Annotated in this window: 13 protein-coding genes, 1 pseudogene and 1 other annotated feature (1 of these 15 running past the window's edge); of the genes and pseudogenes, 7 read left to right on the forward strand and 7 right to left on the reverse strand. The window is 39.0% G+C overall.

Annotated elements, in window-relative coordinates:
- Positions 1-159, reverse strand: a binding site (T-box leader) (it extends 58 nt beyond the left edge of the window).
- Positions 160-287: 128 nt separating this feature from the next.
- The gene (locus NSU19_RS14765) at positions 288-3,077 is read left to right on the forward strand and encodes a transglycosylase domain-containing protein (protein WP_339197094.1); all 2,790 of its coding nucleotides are present in this window, start codon (positions 288-290) and stop codon (positions 3,075-3,077) included.
- Between the two features lie 128 nt (positions 3,078-3,205).
- On the opposite strand, the gene NSU19_RS14770 is transcribed toward NSU19_RS14765, so the two are convergent.
- Both NSU19_RS14770 and acsA read right to left on the reverse strand, forming a co-directional pair.
- The gene (locus tag NSU19_RS14770) at positions 3,206-3,652 is read right to left on the reverse strand and encodes a GNAT family N-acetyltransferase (RefSeq protein WP_339197097.1); all 447 of its coding nucleotides are present in this window, start codon (positions 3,650-3,652) and stop codon (positions 3,206-3,208) included.
- 746 nt (positions 3,653-4,398) lie between these two features.
- Positions 4,399-6,114: an acetate--CoA ligase gene (acsA, locus tag NSU19_RS14775; protein ID WP_339197100.1), complete on the reverse strand. Its 1,716-nt coding sequence runs from the start codon at positions 6,112-6,114 to the stop codon at positions 4,399-4,401.
- A 159-nt stretch (positions 6,115-6,273) separates the two neighbouring features.
- Here acsA and NSU19_RS14780 point away from each other — a divergent pair, with 159 nt between their 5' ends.
- The 3 genes from NSU19_RS14780 to NSU19_RS14790 are packed head-to-tail and all read left to right on the forward strand — an operon-like array spanning position 6,274 to position 8,780.
- On the forward strand, positions 6,274-6,906 hold the full coding sequence (locus NSU19_RS14780; protein WP_066248879.1) for a GNAT family N-acetyltransferase: 633 nt from the start codon (positions 6,274-6,276) through the stop codon (positions 6,904-6,906).
- Positions 6,907-6,940: 34 nt separating this feature from the next.
- On the forward strand, positions 6,941-7,582 hold the full coding sequence (locus NSU19_RS14785; RefSeq protein ID WP_063387339.1) for an acetoin utilization AcuB family protein: 642 nt from the start codon (positions 6,941-6,943) through the stop codon (positions 7,580-7,582).
- Position 7,583: 1 nt separating this feature from the next.
- Complete coding sequence (locus NSU19_RS14790; protein WP_063387338.1) at positions 7,584-8,780, forward strand: acetoin utilization protein AcuC; 1,197 nt, start codon at positions 7,584-7,586, stop codon at positions 8,778-8,780.
- A gap of 35 nt (positions 8,781-8,815) precedes the next feature.
- On the opposite strand, the gene ccpA is transcribed toward NSU19_RS14790, so the two are convergent.
- The 3 genes from ccpA to NSU19_RS14805 all read right to left on the reverse strand — a co-directional run bounded on the left by ccpA (position 8,816) and on the right by NSU19_RS14805 (position 12,950).
- Positions 8,816-9,820, reverse strand: a complete 1,005-nt coding sequence (ccpA, locus tag NSU19_RS14795; RefSeq protein ID WP_339197105.1) for a catabolite control protein A — start codon at positions 9,818-9,820, stop codon at positions 8,816-8,818.
- 240 nt (positions 9,821-10,060) lie between these two features.
- Positions 10,061-11,137 carry a bifunctional 3-deoxy-7-phosphoheptulonate synthase/chorismate mutase gene (locus NSU19_RS14800; protein ID WP_063387336.1) on the reverse strand — a complete coding sequence of 359 codons (1,077 nt, stop codon included), beginning with the start codon at positions 11,135-11,137 and terminating at the stop codon, positions 10,061-10,063.
- A 439-nt stretch (positions 11,138-11,576) separates the two neighbouring features.
- A complete protein-coding gene (locus NSU19_RS14805; RefSeq protein WP_044899598.1) occupies positions 11,577-12,950 on the reverse strand; it encodes an IS1380-like element ISGsp2 family transposase in 1,374 nt (457 codons plus the stop codon).
- A 15-nt stretch (positions 12,951-12,965) separates the two neighbouring features.
- Here NSU19_RS14805 and NSU19_RS14810 point away from each other — a divergent pair, with 15 nt between their 5' ends.
- The 3 genes from NSU19_RS14810 to NSU19_RS14820 all read left to right on the forward strand — a co-directional run bounded on the left by NSU19_RS14810 (position 12,966) and on the right by NSU19_RS14820 (position 15,996).
- Complete coding sequence (locus NSU19_RS14810; protein WP_339197107.1) at positions 12,966-13,898, forward strand: S8 family serine peptidase; 933 nt, start codon at positions 12,966-12,968, stop codon at positions 13,896-13,898.
- A 30-nt stretch (positions 13,899-13,928) separates the two neighbouring features.
- A complete protein-coding gene (locus tag NSU19_RS14815; protein ID WP_339197109.1) occupies positions 13,929-15,461 on the forward strand; it encodes a hypothetical protein in 1,533 nt (510 codons plus the stop codon).
- A gap of 121 nt (positions 15,462-15,582) precedes the next feature.
- On the forward strand, positions 15,583-15,996 hold the full coding sequence (locus NSU19_RS14820) for a DUF4304 domain-containing protein (RefSeq protein ID WP_339197112.1): 414 nt from the start codon (positions 15,583-15,585) through the stop codon (positions 15,994-15,996).
- A gap of 111 nt (positions 15,997-16,107) precedes the next feature.
- On the opposite strand, the pseudogene NSU19_RS14825 reads toward NSU19_RS14820, so the two are convergent.
- Together NSU19_RS14825 and NSU19_RS14830 are read right to left on the reverse strand one after the other, a co-directional pair.
- A pseudogene (locus NSU19_RS14825) lies at positions 16,108-16,593 on the reverse strand (DDE-type integrase/transposase/recombinase); the annotation flags it as partial.
- 40 nt (positions 16,594-16,633) lie between these two features.
- Positions 16,634-17,799, reverse strand: a protein-coding gene (locus NSU19_RS14830) for an IS3 family transposase (RefSeq protein WP_339197115.1) whose coding sequence is annotated in 2 segments (ribosomal slippage) — positions 16,634-17,523 and positions 17,523-17,799 — 1,167 coding nt in all. Because the reading frame shifts where the segments join, the coding sequence is not laid out codon by codon here.
- Positions 17,800-18,100: the final 301 nt, after the last annotated feature.

Genomic DNA, 18,100 nt, shown 5'->3' on the forward strand with positions numbered 1-18,100 from the left:
CTCATTCTGATAACGGCTAAAAACCGTCCTTTGCTACTTCACTTTCACAAAGAATGCTCATGGAGGTAATTCACAAAGCATTTATGTGCTGATTCGCACCGGCCATCAGCTCTCTGAAACAGGGAAATGCCTGCTACTTTCTCCAATCAACGCTCAAGTATTTTTTTCATTAATAAACATTTTTAGCATAATTGACATCCTTTGTCAACTAAGATTAGAACAGAGGGCGTCAACCGGAGAAAAAAATATGCTATAATAAACTAGATTTTGTAGAGGGATGATGAAAAATGGAGAAATGGTACGAATTTTTTAGGAAGGTAAGCTCCTTTTATCATAAGCACCAGCAAAAAATGGTCATTGCCTATAACGTAACATGGAACTTATTTCTTTTACTATTGGTTATCGGTTTAATAGGCTTCTCCTTTATCGGAGGATTAGGAGCTGGTTATTTTGCATCGCTTGTAAAAGATGAGCCGATCCGTTCCGAAAAAGAATTGGAAAAAGACATTTACGATTATTCTGAAACAACGAAAGTGTACTTTGCAGACAATGTCTATTTAGGGAAAATTCGCACAGATCTTGAACGTGAAAAAATCAAAATTGATCAAATTTCCGAGCATTTAAAACATGCAATTGTTGCAGTGGAGGACGAATATTTTTACGAGCATAAAGGGATTGTCCCAAAGGCGATCATGCGGGCGATTTTCCAGGAGTTCTCAAACTCTTCTGTCAGAACCGGCGGAAGCACCCTCACACAGCAATTAATTAAAAACCAAATATTGACCAACGAAGTGTCATTTGAAAGAAAAGCAAAAGAAATCCTGCTAGCATTGAGATTAGAAAAATATTTTACGAAAGATCAAATATTAGAAGCCTATTTAAATGTATCATCATTTGGACGAAACAGCTCCGGAAGAAACATTGCAGGCGTGCAGGCTGCGGCGCAGGGGATTTTTGGCATAGATGCGAAAGACTTATCGATACCGCAGGCAGCTTTTATCGCTGGTCTCCCTCAAAATCCTTTTGCTTATACACCGTTCACAAAGGACGGAGAAGTAAAAGAAGATTTACAGCCTGGTATAAACCGAATGAAAACCGTCCTAAGAAAAATGTTTGCAGAAGGATATATTACAAAAAAAGAATATGAAGAAGCACTTAAGTTTGATTTAAAGGCTCATTTAGCCAAAAAGAAAAAACCTGATATTGAGCAATATCCTTGGATTATATACGAAGTTGAAAAAAGAGTGAAGGATATACTGGCTGAGCAGCTGGCGAAAAAAGACGGTCACAAGCTGGAGGATCTCCGAAAAAATAATAAAGAGCTGTTTAATCGATACATGGCGCTGGCCGATCAAGACATGAGACAAAACGGCTACAACATTCATACGACCATTAACAAGAAAATTTATGACAAAATGCAAGAGGTTGTCAAAAACTACGAGTATTACGGAAGTCCAAAGCTTGAAAAGAAAAAAGATCCTGAAACAGGCAAGACCGTAACCATCGAGGAACCGGTTGAAGTCGGCGCTGTTTTAATCGAAAACAAAACTGGAAAAATAATCTCCTTTGTTGGCGGCCGTGATCATAACAGGGAGCAGACAAACCATGCTACAAGAGCATTAAGACCAAACGGTTCAACAATGAAACCGCTCGCTGTCTATGCACCCGAGATGGAAATGGGCATCGTCCAGCCGGGAACTGTTGTGGCAGATCTTCCATTTTCAATCGGGAAATATCAGCCGAAAAACTATGGAGGCGGCTATCACGGATTAACAAGTATTCGAACAGCATTGAAACATTCATATAACATTCCGGCGGTAAAAACCTATGCAAAAATTATTTCGCAAAATCCGGTATCCTATTTAGAAAAAATGGGATTTAGTTCACTTGCTCAAGAAGATTACAGTTCATTCTCCCTCGCTCTTGGGGCAATGACTTACGGAGTAACCGTGGAGGAAAACGTAAACGCCTTCGCAACATTTGCCAATAACGGTGAATTTGTCGACGCCTACATGATTGAAAAAATTGAAACACAAGACGGAAAAGTTATATATCAACATAACAGCAAGAAAGAGAAGGTCTTTTCCCCTCAAACAGCCTATTTAATGATTGATATGATGCGGGATGTCATTCAAAGCGGAACGGCTTCCTCTTTAAAAAGGTATCTATCATTTCAATCTGATTGGGCTGGAAAAACAGGAACTGGGCAGGATTATCGGGATGCATGGTTTGTTGCTGTAAATCCTAATGTATCCTTCGGCACATGGATCGGTTATGACACGCCGAAAAGGCTGGAAACGACCTACAAAGGTTTGACCTACAGCAATAGAAATATATTGCTTTGGGCAAAATTAATGAACGCCGCATACAGCGTCAAACCTGACTTAATAGATCCTAACACTTCCTTTAAAATGCCTAAAGGAATTGTTTCAAGATCGTATTGCGCCCTCTCTGGGGATCTGCCTTCTGAATTATGTAAGAAAGCTGGACTCGTTCAAACTGACTTGTATAACGCTAAATTTCTGCCGAATAAAGTGGATAAAAGCTTGGCGTACGGCAAATTTGTTTTAGTAGACAACGTAGCCTATCAAGTGCCGGCAAATGCACCGGCTGAATTCGTCCAGGAAGGGCCTCTGCTGAAAAAAGAAGTATTGAATAATCTTGGGATTTCAGACGTGTCCCAATTGACTAAACTTCTTCCTAGCGGAGCTAATTTAGAGGCTTTGACGTTGACCGGCAATAGGGTTCTTCAGGATAATGGCAAAGCTCCTTCTAAAGTGCCCGCTGTAAAGCTTAGCGGAACAACATTATCCTGGAGCAAAAGCGGTGAATATGATGTTATCGGGTACAGGGTTTATGCAGCTCCATCTAATTCAAATAGTTTCAAAAAAATTGCCAGTATACCTGCAAAAAATAACTTAAGCATCTCAGTCGGAAAATCTCCTGCCTCCTATTACGTCGTTGCAGTTGATGTGGCAGGAAAAGCGTCTCCTCCTTCAGCCATTGTAAAAACGGCGCAATCTGGAAAAACAGAGCCGCAGCAAAAACCGAAGCAGACGGCAAATGCAAGACAATAGGCGAATGGAAAAGATGCATTAAACGATCAATAAAGTAGACGAAACAGAAAAAACAGCCCAGCAAAACTTGCTTTCACCCAATAAATATTTAAAAAGGACCGCACGTGGTCCTTTTTATCTTTTACTGGCTAGTGTGACGGCAGCTTTTTTAAGAAAACATAGCTTACTTTATTGTATCGCATTTTTTCTTCATAGAAGCGGTGTGCGTCAACGCGCTGCAAGCCGGAAGATAAAGAAACAATATTATAGCCATTTTCTACAGCATATTGATGAACATACGTTAAAAGCTTTTCACCGTATCCTTTTGATCGTTCTTCAGGCAATGTCACTAAATCACAAACCCAAATGAAACGCCCGTAGTATAAAGTGATCATTGGCATAAATCCGATGATGGCAACCATTTTATTATGATCGTAAAGAGCAACTAATTGATATCCTTTCTTTTGTTTAGCTTCAAGCACCAATTCAAGAAATGATTGTTCATCAAGATGAGTCCGCAAATGTTTCATCACTGAAAATCCTTCTAAAATTTCCTCTTTCGTTCGCAATTCTTTCAATAAAAGGGATGATTCCATAAGCTTCTCTCCTATTTCCAATTTTAGCGTTTATTTTATCAATCTATTATTAATGCCAATCGAGTAGGAGGGAGCGATTAACTCCCGTCCTCTCACACCACCGTACGTACGGTTCCGTATACGGCGGTTCAATTAAGATAATTGACGCAAGTCTTTATAACTTCCGTGAATAGCTGTTCTCTTTATGCCAGTGGTCACTCCACCCTCCAAGAGGTCTCCCACGGGATTCACCGCTTCCTCCCTCAAGTGAGGTACTACGTTTTCTGTGTTCATCATGACTCACTGAATGCCAAGGGCTATTCTCTCTTAATTGTTCGGTCCTTCTTAGTTGTTCTAGACCAACTAATACTATGACCTCTGCTGACTTCTGACGGTTCAGCTACTTATCACTAAGTAGGTTATGAAGCGTACTTCACATATCCACCAGACCTCCCCGGGTAAGTACATGCACTTTCACACCATCTATCCGCCTCATTTACTCGATATGACCTTCGACAGAAAGAGCTTTGTTTTGTTTTGCAAACTCACTCAATCATACCTAGCCTTATATGAGGTTCGTGTTCCTCGGACCGGTGTTTTGCCTCCAGCTTCCTTCAGATTCCGCGTCACCACGGACACCCTTGCTCTTGGCTAACCTCTACTTCTGTCTTCGGGGTTCGGGACTTACACCCTATAGTTCATGTACATGCCGGGCGCACATAACAAAGCCGCAAGCCTATTTACTAGACTTACGGCTTCTATTATTTTTAATCTTCCAACGTCGACAAGTCACCTGTTGGCAAGTTAAGCTCCCATGCTTTCAACACGCGGCGCATAATTTTCCCGCTTCGAGTTTTCGGCAGTTTTTCGCAAAATTCTATTTCCCGTGGCGCTGCATGTGCTGCCAGCCCTTTTTTAACAAACTGGCGAATATCCTCTTTCAAATCTTCTGATGCTTCATAGCCGCTGCGCAATGCAACGAACGCTTTAATAATTTCTCCTCGAACAGGGTCCGGCTTGCCGATAACTCCAGCTTCCGCTACGGCAGGATGTTCAACAAGCTTGCTTTCTACTTCGAACGGTCCGACCCGTTCGCCGGAAGTCATAATGACGTCATCAACCCGTCCCTGGAACCAAAAATATCCATCTTCATCCATATAAGCGGAGTCTCCAGATACATACCAGTCGCCGATAAAATAAGATTCATATTTTTCAGGATTATTCCAAATTGCTTGCATCATGGAAGGCCAGCCTTTTTTAATTGCTAGATTCCCCATTCGGTTTGGAGGCAATTCATTTCCATGATCGTCAATAATTGCTGCTTTTACGCCGGGGATCGGCTTGCCCATTGATCCAGGCCGTATATCCATACACGGATAGTTGCAAATAAGATGCCCGCCTGTTTCCGTCATCCACCAAGTATCATGAATGCGCTTATTAAATACTTTCATTCCCCAGCGAATAACTTCAGGATTTAAAGGTTCTCCGACACTTAAAATATGGCGCAGAGAGCTTAAATTATATTTTTTCACCAATTCGTCTCCTGCACTCATCAGCATCCGAAACGCTGTTGGAGCGCTGTACCAGACAGTGACACCGTATTTTTCGATTGTTTCATACCAATAATCAGGGCTGAATCTGCCTCCAACAATAACATTTGTAACACCTAGGAGCCACGGACCAAAAATACCGTAAACTGTTCCGGTCACCCATCCAGGGTCTGCCGTACACCAATAAATATCTTCTTCCTTCAAGTCAAGAACCCATTTTGCTGTTTGATAATGCTGAATCATCGCATTATGGACATGGAGAACGCCTTTCGGTTTTCCTGTTGATCCGGAAGTATAATGCAAAAGAAGTCCGTCTCTCCGATCCACCCATTCAATTTCCAAATTTTTGCTTGCATTTTCAAAATGAGCAAAGAAATCGATTATTTTTCCTTCTTCTTTTACATCTTCTCCAACAACCACCACATGTTTGAGCGCAGGCAATTCATCAATTGGAACTCTTGGCAGCAGCTCTTTTGTTGTTACAATCACTTTTGCTTCACTATCTTCCAAACGATCCTTTACCGCGCTCTCCATAAACGCTTCAAATAAAGGACCTACAATAGCTCCCAGTTTAATTGCGCCCAAAATGACAAAATAAAGCTCTGGACTTCTAGGCATAAATACGAAAACCCGATCACCTTTTTGAAGGTCGGTATGCTGTTTTAAAACATTCGCAGCTTTATTGGAGAGCTCTTTCATCTCTTCAAACGTATACTTTTCGTCACGATTCGCATCGCGATAATAAAGTGCGACTTTATTTTTTTTGGCCCCATCTGCATGACGGTCAATCGCCTCATAAGCCGCATTGATTTTCCCAGTTTTACTCCATGAAAAATTCTCCTCTACTTCTTTCCAGTCAAAGCTTGCATATGCTTCCTCATAGTTTGCTAAGTTGTGGTTTCCTTTTATTGCTGGTAGCGCTTCCACTTTCATCGAAGTACCCCCCTAAAAATTAGTATATTTGTTTATCATTATATAACTTTTTATTCCATTTCGCAATTTTGTAAAAATTTTTTACAAAACAAATCCGATTATGTTCGACAATTCCTGTATAATATGAATAGGTTATTAGATTGGTAGGCGGTGTAATGAATGGAACATAAAAAAACATATCATGCCAAAGAAATTGAAACTCCAAATGGAACGGTGATTGTCGAAGGGCCAATTCCCCCCGATAAACTGGCAGGCTATAAATTTCATGAGGATTTAACAGCTTTCCGTCCTGCACCAAGGCAGCACAAAGCGCTTGTAGAAATTGCCAAGCTTCCTGAAGGACGGATTATTATTGCCAGAAAAGACGAAACAATCATCGGGTATGTTACATTTTTATACCCTGATCCTCTAGAACGATGGTCTGAAGGAAAGATGGAAAATTTAATTGAGCTAGGAGCCATTGAAGTGATTCCAGAATTTCGCGGATGTGAAATTGGAAAAAATTTATTGATTGTTTCGATGATGGATGATGCAATGGAAGATTACATCATTATTACAACGGAATATTATTGGCATTGGGATTTAAAGGGAACTGGCTTAAATGTTTGGGAGTATAGAAAAATGATGGAAAAAATGATGAATGCAGGCGGTCTTGAATGGTATGCAACAGATGATCCAGAAATTTGCTCTCATCCCGCAAACTGTTTAATGGTTCGTATTGGAAAAAGAGTAGATAACGAATCGATTCAGAAATTCGACCAATTAAGGTTTACAAACAGATTTTTGTATTAATCGCCATGCTATTCTTGGAAAGGGGATGGATAACATGATTATTGAAAAAATCATGCAAAAAAACGTACTCACGCTTTCTCCGGATCACTCGATCCAAGATGCTTTAAACTTAATTAAAAAAGCTAGAATCAAGCATATTCCGATCATCAGCGAAGAGAATACCCTTATTGGCATTATATCAGACAGAGATATTCGCGATGCTGCTCCCTCTATATTAAGTAAAAATGAAAAATTGGATGCGCTTTTAAACAAGCCAGTTAAAAACATTATGAAAACCGATGTCATAACCGGACACCCTCTTGATTTTGTTGAAGATGCTGCTACGATTTTTTATGAGCATAAAATCAGCTGCCTCCCCATTACTACAAATGGCAAGCTTGTCGGAATTATTACCAAAACAGATGTTTTGAATACGTTTGTAAAGTTGACTGGAGCCCATCAGCCCAGCTCCCGAATTGAAGTAAGAGTTCCCAATATAACCGGAATGCTTTCAGAAGTCGCAACAGTATTTCATAAAGGAAAAGTAAACATTTCCAGCGTTTTTGTGTATCCGGAAGAAAACGAAAAATTCAAAACACTAGTTTTTCGGGTGCAGACGATGAATCCAATGGGGCTTATTACTGAGCTTGAGAAAAAAGGTTATACCGTTGTATGGCCTCATATGATGGGGGAATAACATGAAAGACAGCGTGTTTATTTATTCCCCTTTATTTTTAAATTATAAATTTAGTAATAAGCACCCATTCAACCAGCTGCGAGTAGAATTAACAGTTGATTTGCTAAAAAAATTGAAAGCGCTTGAAGATGATGAAATAGTTGAACCAAGATTTGCAACAGATGAGGAGCTGGAGCTTATTCATGATGCCGGCTATATTCGTGCAGTAAAACAGGCAGGGGAAGGAAAGCTGTCTGAGCATGAAGCTTTAAACTACGGACTTGGTACGGAAGATACACCTATTTTTCAAAACATGCATCAGGCCAGTTCTCTTATTGTTGGCGCGACATTAACAGCAGTTGATCATGTCATGATGGAAAAATCGAAGCATGCTTTAAATTTAGGCGGAGGTCTTCATCACGGCTTCAGGGGGAAAGCGTCTGGATTTTGTATATATAATGACAGCGCAGTGGCGATTAAATATATTATCGAAAAATATGGGGCAAGGGTGCTGTACATTGACACGGATGCGCATCACGGAGATGGTGTTCAATGGTCGTTTTATGATGAGCCAAACGTTTGCACACTATCTATTCATGAAACTGGGCGATATTTATTTCCTGGGACAGGAACAGTTCATGAGCGGGGACAAGGTTCTGGATACGGTTTTGCCTTTAATATTCCGTTAGATGCATTTACCGAAGATGAATCATGGCTAAAAGTTTACAAAGAGGCCGTTACAGAAGTTGCAGAGTACTTTAAGCCTGATGTCATCGTCACTCAAAACGGAGCTGATGCCCACTATTTTGATCCACTAACTCATCTTCACGCCAGCATCAATATTTACCGGGAAATTCCGAAGCTTGCACATGAAATTGCCCATAGCTACTGCGATGGAAAATGGATAGCTGTCGGCGGAGGAGGCTACGATATTTGGCGGGTTGTTCCAAGAGCTTGGTCGCTCATTTGGCTGGAGATGAAAAATTTAAGCTGCAAAGCACAAGGGGCTCTTCCGAAAGAATGGCTGGAAAAATGGCAGGAGAAATCTCCCGTTGAATTAATCCCAACATGGGAAGATCCCGATCCGTTATATCAACCGATTCCAAGGAAAAAAGAAATTGAAGAAAAAAACAATCACACTCTTGAATTGGCTCTGCAATTCATCCGGCAGCAAAGGGAATATAATGCAAAAAAAAATGTTAACGGCCAAACTTTTTAAAAAAGCTTGGCCGTTTTTTCTTCAGCTTAAAAAGATTATGATTTTGTCGATTGCCGAATTTCAATACGATGCGGGAGTTCAACAATATGATTATCTACTTCCTCTTTGTTTATCAATTTTGTTAACAGGCGCATCGCAACCGCACCGATATCGTAAGACGGTTGGACAACGGTTGTTAATCGCGGACGAACCATAGTCGCCAAACGAGTATTGTCAAAGCCGATGACATCAAAATCTTTCGGAATTTCATAGCCTTTATCTTGAGCGGCATGAATCACGCCCAATGCCATTTCGTCCGTTCCAACAAAGATTGCAGTCGGTTTTGGCGACAGCTCCAACACTTTGTCAAATGCTTCAATCCCGGATTCGTAGGAATAATCTCCTTCTACTACAAATTGTTCATCGTATTTGATCCCTGCCTCTTCAAGTGCACGTATGTATCCTTTAAGTTTTTTCACTTTATTCACAGGCTCTTCCATCGGCCCGGATACATAGGCAATATGTTTGTGTCCTTTATCGATTAAAAACTTAACCGCATCATAGGCTGCCTGTTCATAATTGATATTAACAGAAGGCAGTTCATTGTTCTCATCAAAAGTTGATGCAAGCACAATAGGAACCGGTGAACGTTTAAATTCTTCCACATGCTCCTCTGTAATATTGCCGCTCATAAATACAATTCCATCCACTTGTTTCCCTAAAAGGGTGTTAAGCAAATGCAATTCTTTTTCTTTATTTTGGTCAGAATTGCTTAAAATAATATTATATTTATACATCGTTGCGATGTCTTCAATCCCGCGAGCCAATTCTGAATAAAATGTGCTTGATACATCCGGTATAACAACACCTACAGTCGTCGTTTTTTTGCTAGCCAGCCCTCTTGCGACAGCATTTGGCCGATAGCCGAGACGCTCAATCGCTTCCAATACTTTCTTTCTAGTTGTCGGCTTTACATTCGGGTTGCCGTTTACAACTCGTGAAACTGTCGCCATTGAAACGTTCGCTTCACGTGCAACATCATATATCGTCACATTATTCATGATCAACACTCCTCATCTAAATGATCTATATCAAATAAATAACAGTCTCTTCCGTATAACTCTTATCATACGATACAAAGCATTCGTCCGCAATGTGCTTGGCGTGTTTTCTTATATTTTTACCTTTTTCGTTAAAAAAATATGTTCATTAAAGTATATCCTTCATTAAATAATGTAAACGATCTACGCAAAAAAAGGAACCTTAAAAGGCTCCTTTTTTAAAAAATAGACGATATTCAATTAGGCATTTACTTTCGCTAATGGTCTTAATTCAGAAATAAACTGATTGAATTGCTCAATATTCATTTGCTGCGCAGAATCTGACAAAGCTACTTCCGGATCCGGATGAACTTCAGCCATAATACCGTCTGCCCCAATAGCAAGAGCAGCTTTTGCAGCAGGAATTAGAAGGTCTTTCCGGCCTGTTGAATGAGTGACATCAACTAATACAGGCAAATGTGTTTCCTGTTTTAAAATCGGAACTGCTGTAATGTCCAGCGTGTTTCTTGTAGCGCGTTCATACGTGCGAATTCCGCGTTCACAAAGAATGATTTGATCGTTACCTCGAGAAATAATGTATTCCGCAGCATTCATAAATTCTGATAACGTTGCAGAAAGACCGCGTTTTAACAATACAGGCTTGCGAACAGATCCTGCTGCTTTTAACAATTCAAAGTTTTGCATGTTCCGTGCCCCGATTTGGATGACATCGATGTAATCAAGGGCCACATCAATATCTTGAGGCGACACAATTTCACTAATAACTGCCATATCAAACTCATCAGCAATTCTTTTTAAAATTTTTAAGCCTTCAATGCCTAAACCTTGGAAATCATATGGTGATGTTCTAGGTTTAAATGCACCGCCTCTTAGCAGCTTCAAGCCTTGTTTCTTCGCTGCTTCCGCAACAGCAGCTACTTGCTCATAGCTTTCTACCGCACAAGGACCGACAACAAAGTATTGGCTGCCATCCCCGATTTTTTCGCCTTTGACGTCAACGATTGTATTCTCTTTCTTTTTCTTTCTTGATACTAACAATGCTTTTCGATGATCGTCCTCTTGAAGCTCTAATGCCGCTTTAAATATTTCCTTAAAAATATGCTGTAAAGTGGAATCTTCAAATGGACCATTATTATGTTCTTTTATTAAATCGAGCATTTTTCGTTCACGGACAGGATCATATCGGTTAACTCCTTGCGCTTCTTTCGCTTTCCCAATTTCTTGAACAAGCTTGCCTCGCTCGTTAATTAATTTTAAAATTTGCAAATTGATTTCATCAACCCGTTCCCTAAGCGCTTCTAATTCTGTATTGCTCATTTTTTCCACCCTTTCACATCCGTCAAAATTTTAAGCATTTGATTTTAATTAGGGTTTATTATAAACCATATTCCTTGAAATGTCACTAAAAATTTCTTTATCGATTAAACGCTTTTAAGCGGTAAAGTGTTTATTTTTTTCAAAATATTTTCTTTAGTTCTTCACAAGTCATTTCCCAAAGATCATCATGCCAGATAAAATTATTATACAATATTTGGGGGATTTATGTTTACCTGAATCCGTGATGAATTGAAATCGACTTTGATTTTGTTGTAATTTTGATGGATTGATAATCCATAAAACCCCTTTTATGCTTATGACCTATGTCATCTCTATTTCCGAAAATGGAACAAATCTCTTTTTTAGGTATACGAACCAAAAAAATAGACAAAAAAGCACAGGGAGTGACGTTGGACATCAGTGCCCGAACATTCGTTCGTTATCTTGCCTCTCTCCATTTCTGATAGACGTTCAGTAGGGGCTCGCTATAGCCACTCCTTCGCGTCAGTTTCATCCAGATCTGTCGTGATCGACGGACGAGTCGCCCTGCCATCGTGATCACCGTCTGAATAATCGTCTTGATGCGGCGGCGTTTCACTTTGTGGTGCAACGGATGTCTCGGATCGCTTAATAGATCTTGTCCAATCAGACGAAGAAGATTGTAAACGAAGGCTCCCATGACCAACACGAGCGCATTCGTTTTCATCTTCCCAGATGGAAGCCGCTCTAAATCTAAGTCGCTCTTCAGTTCGCTATGAAACTGTTCGCATGTCGCATGGTCATGATACAACGCGAGCACATCGCTCATTCGAACATGCTCGTATCCTTTGAGCCGCACCCAATAGCTTTCCACTTCATAATCAGGAACGAGCATCAGCTGTCCATTGCGTTCCATCGTCCGTTCCGTCACTTGGGTGACTTGAACGTACGTATACGTGTTTCCATCGATCGCTGCCTTCTGTGGAAGGCATAGCTCATAGGTTTGTACTCCTTCGCTTTGTCCATCATCGACACGTTTGCCCTTTTGCGAAGCGATCTGGAACCAAAGCGCTTTCGATTCTCGGCGTAAGTTTCGCTTGATGACAAAGTCCACGTCTTCCTTTAGGCATACGTGCACATTCGCTTCTGCATCGTTTCCTGCATCCATGCGAACAAGCAGACGAGATGAAGTCAGTTGACGAGCTCGACGGATAGCGGTGACTAAAAACGAGGGCATGTTGTCTTGCACATGTTGTTTCCCTGGACGCAACTCGGCATGAACGAGATACCCTTCCTTCCCTGCATACGCAAACAACGGTGTAAAACCGTCAAATCCTTTATACGTTCGACTGACTCCTTCTTTTTTCGTATCGGAGTTGTCAAATGGGGAACCATCTATATCAAGGGGAAGCCATGTCGTCTTTCCTTTGGTCCAACAAGGGGACAAAGTGGCATGTCGTTGAATCAACAGACGTATGGACTCCTCCCAAAGAATCGTTTCGGTCATCGGAAGACAAGCGAGCTGATCGAGTCGTTGTCGCAAGGTTGGAGAGGAAGGCACGTGCTGAATCCCCATCGATGCCGAAAAGATATCGTCCTGACGATACGCTTCGATATGATCGAAATCCGTTTTTCCTGTGGCAAGCAAGCCAATCATCGAGCGAATGACATCGCTATGGGAAATGTGCACTTCTCGACGAACCGTTGGAAGCCGAAGTGCGTTTACCCGTTTATCCAGTTTCGTTCGATGGAGTAAGTAGCCAACGAGAGCAAGCCCAGCACTTGGGGTAATCGCTTCATCTGTCAATACAAACCGAATCGGGAAATCTTTCATCACATCACCTACTTGATGAAGAATCGTCAACGTCGTTTTCCCTTATCGTATCAACGGTTTGCGACCATTGTAAAGATGTTTTGTCACGGATTCAGGTATTTATTTATAATTATTCTTACCACCTTTGTATTTTTTCCGATATTTAGTTCTGAAAAAAGTAAAAATTATTACCAAGTTGATGAAATCATTAAAAGTACTAATAAAGAAATAAATCGCATAATAAAGATTGCTATTATCGACTCTGGTATAAATTTAAATGATGAACTAAAAGATAAAGTAGTTAAAAGTTACAATACAATTAATGAATCTAGTATTACTAATGATGAATTTAATCACGGAACACCTGTTGCAGGTATTATTGCTGGAAATAAAATTGGCGTAAATCCAAATGTCCATTTATATGACATCCAATTTATAGGAGTGGATGGGACCGGACAGTTGGAGCATCTAGTTAAAGGGATTGAGTGGGCAATCGAGGAAGATGTAGACATTATAAATTTAAGTTTTGGTTTTCAGAAATCAAGTGCTGCTTTAGAAGACGTTATAAAAAAGGCGAATAGAAACAACATCATTGTTATAGCTGCTGCAGGTAATACATATGGATTTGGTGTTGATTATCCTGCAAAATATTCAAATGTTTTATCTATTGGATCATTAAATGAAGATTTATCAAAAGCATATTTTTCTGGAGAGGGAAAAATAGACTTCGTCACTTTAGGTACTGATTTAAAATCAATAAATAATAAAGGAGCCTATGATTATTTTGACGGAACATCATTTTCTGCAGCCTATTTTACCGGTATGATTTCTCTAATTATTTCTAAATTATCCGATAAGGAAGCCGCTTATCAATTTATAAATGATGAATTAAAAAAATATGCATATGATTTAGGGGCCGATGGAAGAGACAATAAATATGGGTATGGCTTAATCCTAATAAAAAATTAAGTACGATAAAAAATACGAGGGGATTTGAAAATGAAAAAGTTTTTAAGTCTACTAATTATAATTGTTTTACTAATATCTAACTTCTCTGGTGTAGCTAATATCGTTTACGCTGAATCAGCAAACAACTATAATGAGTCTCAAGGTACTGAACTACAAAATCAACTACTAGATTTTTTTACATCTGAAGAGTTTAAAGATTCAATTGCTAATACTACTGATTTATCCAAGGAAATTTTGGATAATAGCGATGTTCTAAATGTAATAAGTGAAGATTCTAATCTAGTTGAAGAAGTCTTATCAAATGAAACTATTATTGATACAATTGTAGAGGAACCTAGCTTAATAAATAAGATCCTTGAAAACGAAAACGTTGTAAATACAATTGTGAACGATTCTAATTTAGTAAACGAAGTATTACAAAATGATGAAAGCATCAATAATATCCTCACTGAAGACGAGTCAAGCTTAAGCGTTATTACCGAGGACATTGCAATTGGCAAAGAAGTTTTAAAAGCTGAAGAAGTTTCTAGTACAATTGCCGAAGATCCTATTTTAGTAAACGAAATATTTGATAATGAGAGTATAGTAAATACTATTGCAGAAGAACCATATCTAGTTACCGAAGTTTTAACAAACGATAGTGTTGTACAAAATATCTTAGAAGACGATAAGTTAATAGATACAATTTCTTCTAATGAAAATACTGTAAATACATTGCTTGATAACAAAGAATTAGTAGATAGTCTTTTAAATGAGAGAGAAATCGTAGAAGAAATAAAATCAGACTTGATTAATGGTTACACTAGTGTATTAGAAGACACATTAGGAAGTAATGCTAGTAATATAAATCCTACGATCCAAGATCTAAATAGTGATGGAATTGAACTTCAATTAAATATTGATACCGATGAATATGATGCAGAATTAATACTTGATTCATCTTTAAACGGTAATAATATTACAGTTAGTTCTAAATTGGATTATGGAAACGGAATAGAAGAAACATATTATGATGTAAGAATACTTAAAAATACAGAGGAAGAATTTAAAGTTCTTTTAGTAGATAAACAGACTGGTGAAGAAATAACTATTTCTGAAGATGATGCCCAGGCTTCAGTAGTAGCTGTAATTGTAAGAATAATTGGTGGGGGAATTAAATTTTTCTCTAAACAAACAGGGAAACAAGTAACTAAATCCGCTGCAAAAAGTGCTAAGAAATCATTTAGTAGTGGTAAAGCTGGAGAAAAGTATTTAGAAACTTTAGTAAAAGTCAAAGGTACTCAAGTTTATAAAAAAACTAGTCTAGGTGGTAGATACATAGACGTACTCGATACTTCCGGTATTGCTCATGAATCCAAGGTAGGTTATGTTACATTAACTAAAACAATTAAAAAACAGATTGATAAAGACTACTTATTAATTAAAGATAAATCCGTAAAGGATGTTAAGGGAGCTCAATGGCATTTCTTTAGAAGTGATAAGACAGGGAAAATAGGTGCTAGTAAGGCTGTAAAAGATTATTTGAAATCTAAAGGAATTTCCTATAAAATTCATGATAAATAATTATAAATTTTTTTGTTAATAAAAAAGGGATTCCTAAAAACAACTTTTACCAACTACTAAGGAATCCCTCTATTAAAAAGACATTTGAATAATATAATGAAAATGGAGGGAAATCATTAACATGACTACAAACGCCCGTCAAAATATGACTAATTCAATAAAAAATATTGTTGTTCCATATTTACGAGAACATGGCTTTAAAGGGTCGTTTCCTCACTTTAGAAGGCAAAATGAAGATAATATTGACCTCATTACTTTTCAATTTAATCGTCATGGTGGATCTTTTGTAGTAGAATTAGCTGTTTGTCCAGCTGATGGAGTTACAACCAGTTGGGGAGAAAAAATACCTCCTAATAAAGTAACGGCACATGATGTAAATGACCGATATAGGCTTAGTGAAAATTTAAATGACCCAGATGCCCAATGGTTTGACTATGAAACTGCAAAGAATCAAGAAGATTACGATATAGTCGCAACAAAAGTCAAAAACTTACTACATGTCTCAGATCCTAATTGGATAAAAAGTCTATTTTAGATTCCCCTATTACTGTAAATTAGCACACTATTTTAGAACCACTTTCAGCTCTTGAAGCGACGTAGCCGGTTTCATCTCCAACAACGGGGAAAACCGAGTTTGCACCGTCTAAAAAATCACTCGATTTTCCCCTTTGCTCTGTGGATCATATGGCTTCGTATGAATGAGCGTGATCCCTAATTCTGCGCAAGCATATTGTAGTGTCTCCGATCGATAAATTTTGCCGTTGTCCGAATAAATTCGTTTCGGCTTCCCGTACCGAAGCAGCGCTTCTTTGGTCACGATCCGCAACCCGTCAAATTTTTCGGAAGAGAAAAACTGGGCGTACGGTACGACCCACGAGCAGTCATCGATGTAGGCAATCAAAAATGTTTTTTGCGCTTTTCCGTTCTCTCGTATCATTGGACCATGGGACAAATCCCCTTGCCATAACTCATTGACTCGATCGTACGCAAACCGTTTTCGTTCAGGAATCGGTAAAATTTCTTTCCCCACGAGGTTGTATTTTTTGCACAATCGATATATAGTAAACTAAGATACAAGTTGTTTTTCGATTTCCCCCTGCTCAATAAGGTGTTGGTAAAACACCGTCACGGGGCATGGACTGACCCACCTATTTGAGACACAGAAAAAACACTTATGCTGCCTGTTTCCTGAACTCAATAGGAGACAGGTAGTTTAATTTGGCCTGAATTCGAATTTGATTATAATAATAGATGTCATTCTGAACCATTTGTTTTACAATAGAGTTAGTGAGATTTTGTTTTTCTTGTGAATAGAATGTTTCAGCCTTTAATGAAGAATGAAACGATTCTATTACGGCATGATCATGGCAGTTTCCTTTACGGGACATGCTCGTGGTAATGCCTTTTTCTTTGGCTAAATGTTGAAAAGCATAAGACGTATAGACCGCCCCTTGATCGCTATGGAATAACACTTGTTTTGGTTGTCGCTCGTTTACGGCCATTTCTAGTGTCTTTAACACTAGCTGAACATCCTGTCGGTCGCTGATTTGATAGGCAATAATCTCATGATTGTATAAATCCATAATGGTTGACAAGTAAAGCATCGAAGTACCAAACGGCAAATAAGTGATATCCGTTACCCACTTTTCATTTGGTTGAGAAGCCGTAAAATCACGGTTTAAACGATTCGGTACGATGATTTTACTTTCTCCATTGATCCAATTTTGACGTTTTTTCTTCACACGGCATTGAAGATTCCGTTTTTGCATGATTTTTTGTACGGTTTTGCGATTCAACTTGATTCCATATTTAAGCCGTAGGACTTCTCTTACCTTGCGATGACCATAACGATAATGATTCTTTACACAAATTTCTTGAATCAACCGTTCTAACTCTGATTCCATCATGAACTCTTCCCATTTCTTTTCCCATCGATAATATGTCGATCTTGGAATTCCTAAACAAGAACAGATAAGGGTAACAGGATATCTGTCTTTTAACTCTCTTACAACTTGGACCACTACTTCTGGCACCATCTTCTCTCGAGTTCCTTGTACTTTTTTAGGATTTCCAATTGTGCTTCTAGCTGACGGTTTTGCATTTTGAGCTGCTCCATTTCATTTAATTCCTGTGCCCCTTTCCCCCATACATATTGCTTCCCTACAGGCTGAGAAAACCGATGAGTTTCACCATGTTTATACCATCTCATCCATGTCTTGATCTGCGTCTTATTTTTAATCCCTAACGTCTCCATAATTTCTCGGTTGGTATACCTTGCTCGTTTCATCTCGATAGCTTTCCACTTGATCTCCTCTGGATAATGAACTCTTGTCCCCATAAGACAAACACCTCCACAAATCGAAGTAAGTTACATTCGATTCAGGAGGTATTTTTTCCTTGTCCCATTTTACTGGGTCACTTCAGTATCGTGCCAGGTTTCTATATTCGCTACTCATGGTTCCATTGGCTTTTTGCTCTGCGCCTCTTTATCAATGTTGCGACTTGATGCTTGATACTCTGCTTTCCTTTTTATGATCTCGCATGTATACAAGGAATAACGAACTTGCAAACCATGTAATTAAACCAAAAATAAAACTTCCCCACCAATTATAATGCTCCCATAAGGTGAGACACATGAG

Source organism: Aeribacillus sp. FSL k6-2211 (genome assembly GCF_037966125.1).
In the GTDB taxonomy this organism is placed as follows: Bacteria; Bacillota; Bacilli; order Bacillales; family Aeribacillaceae; genus Aeribacillus; species Aeribacillus composti.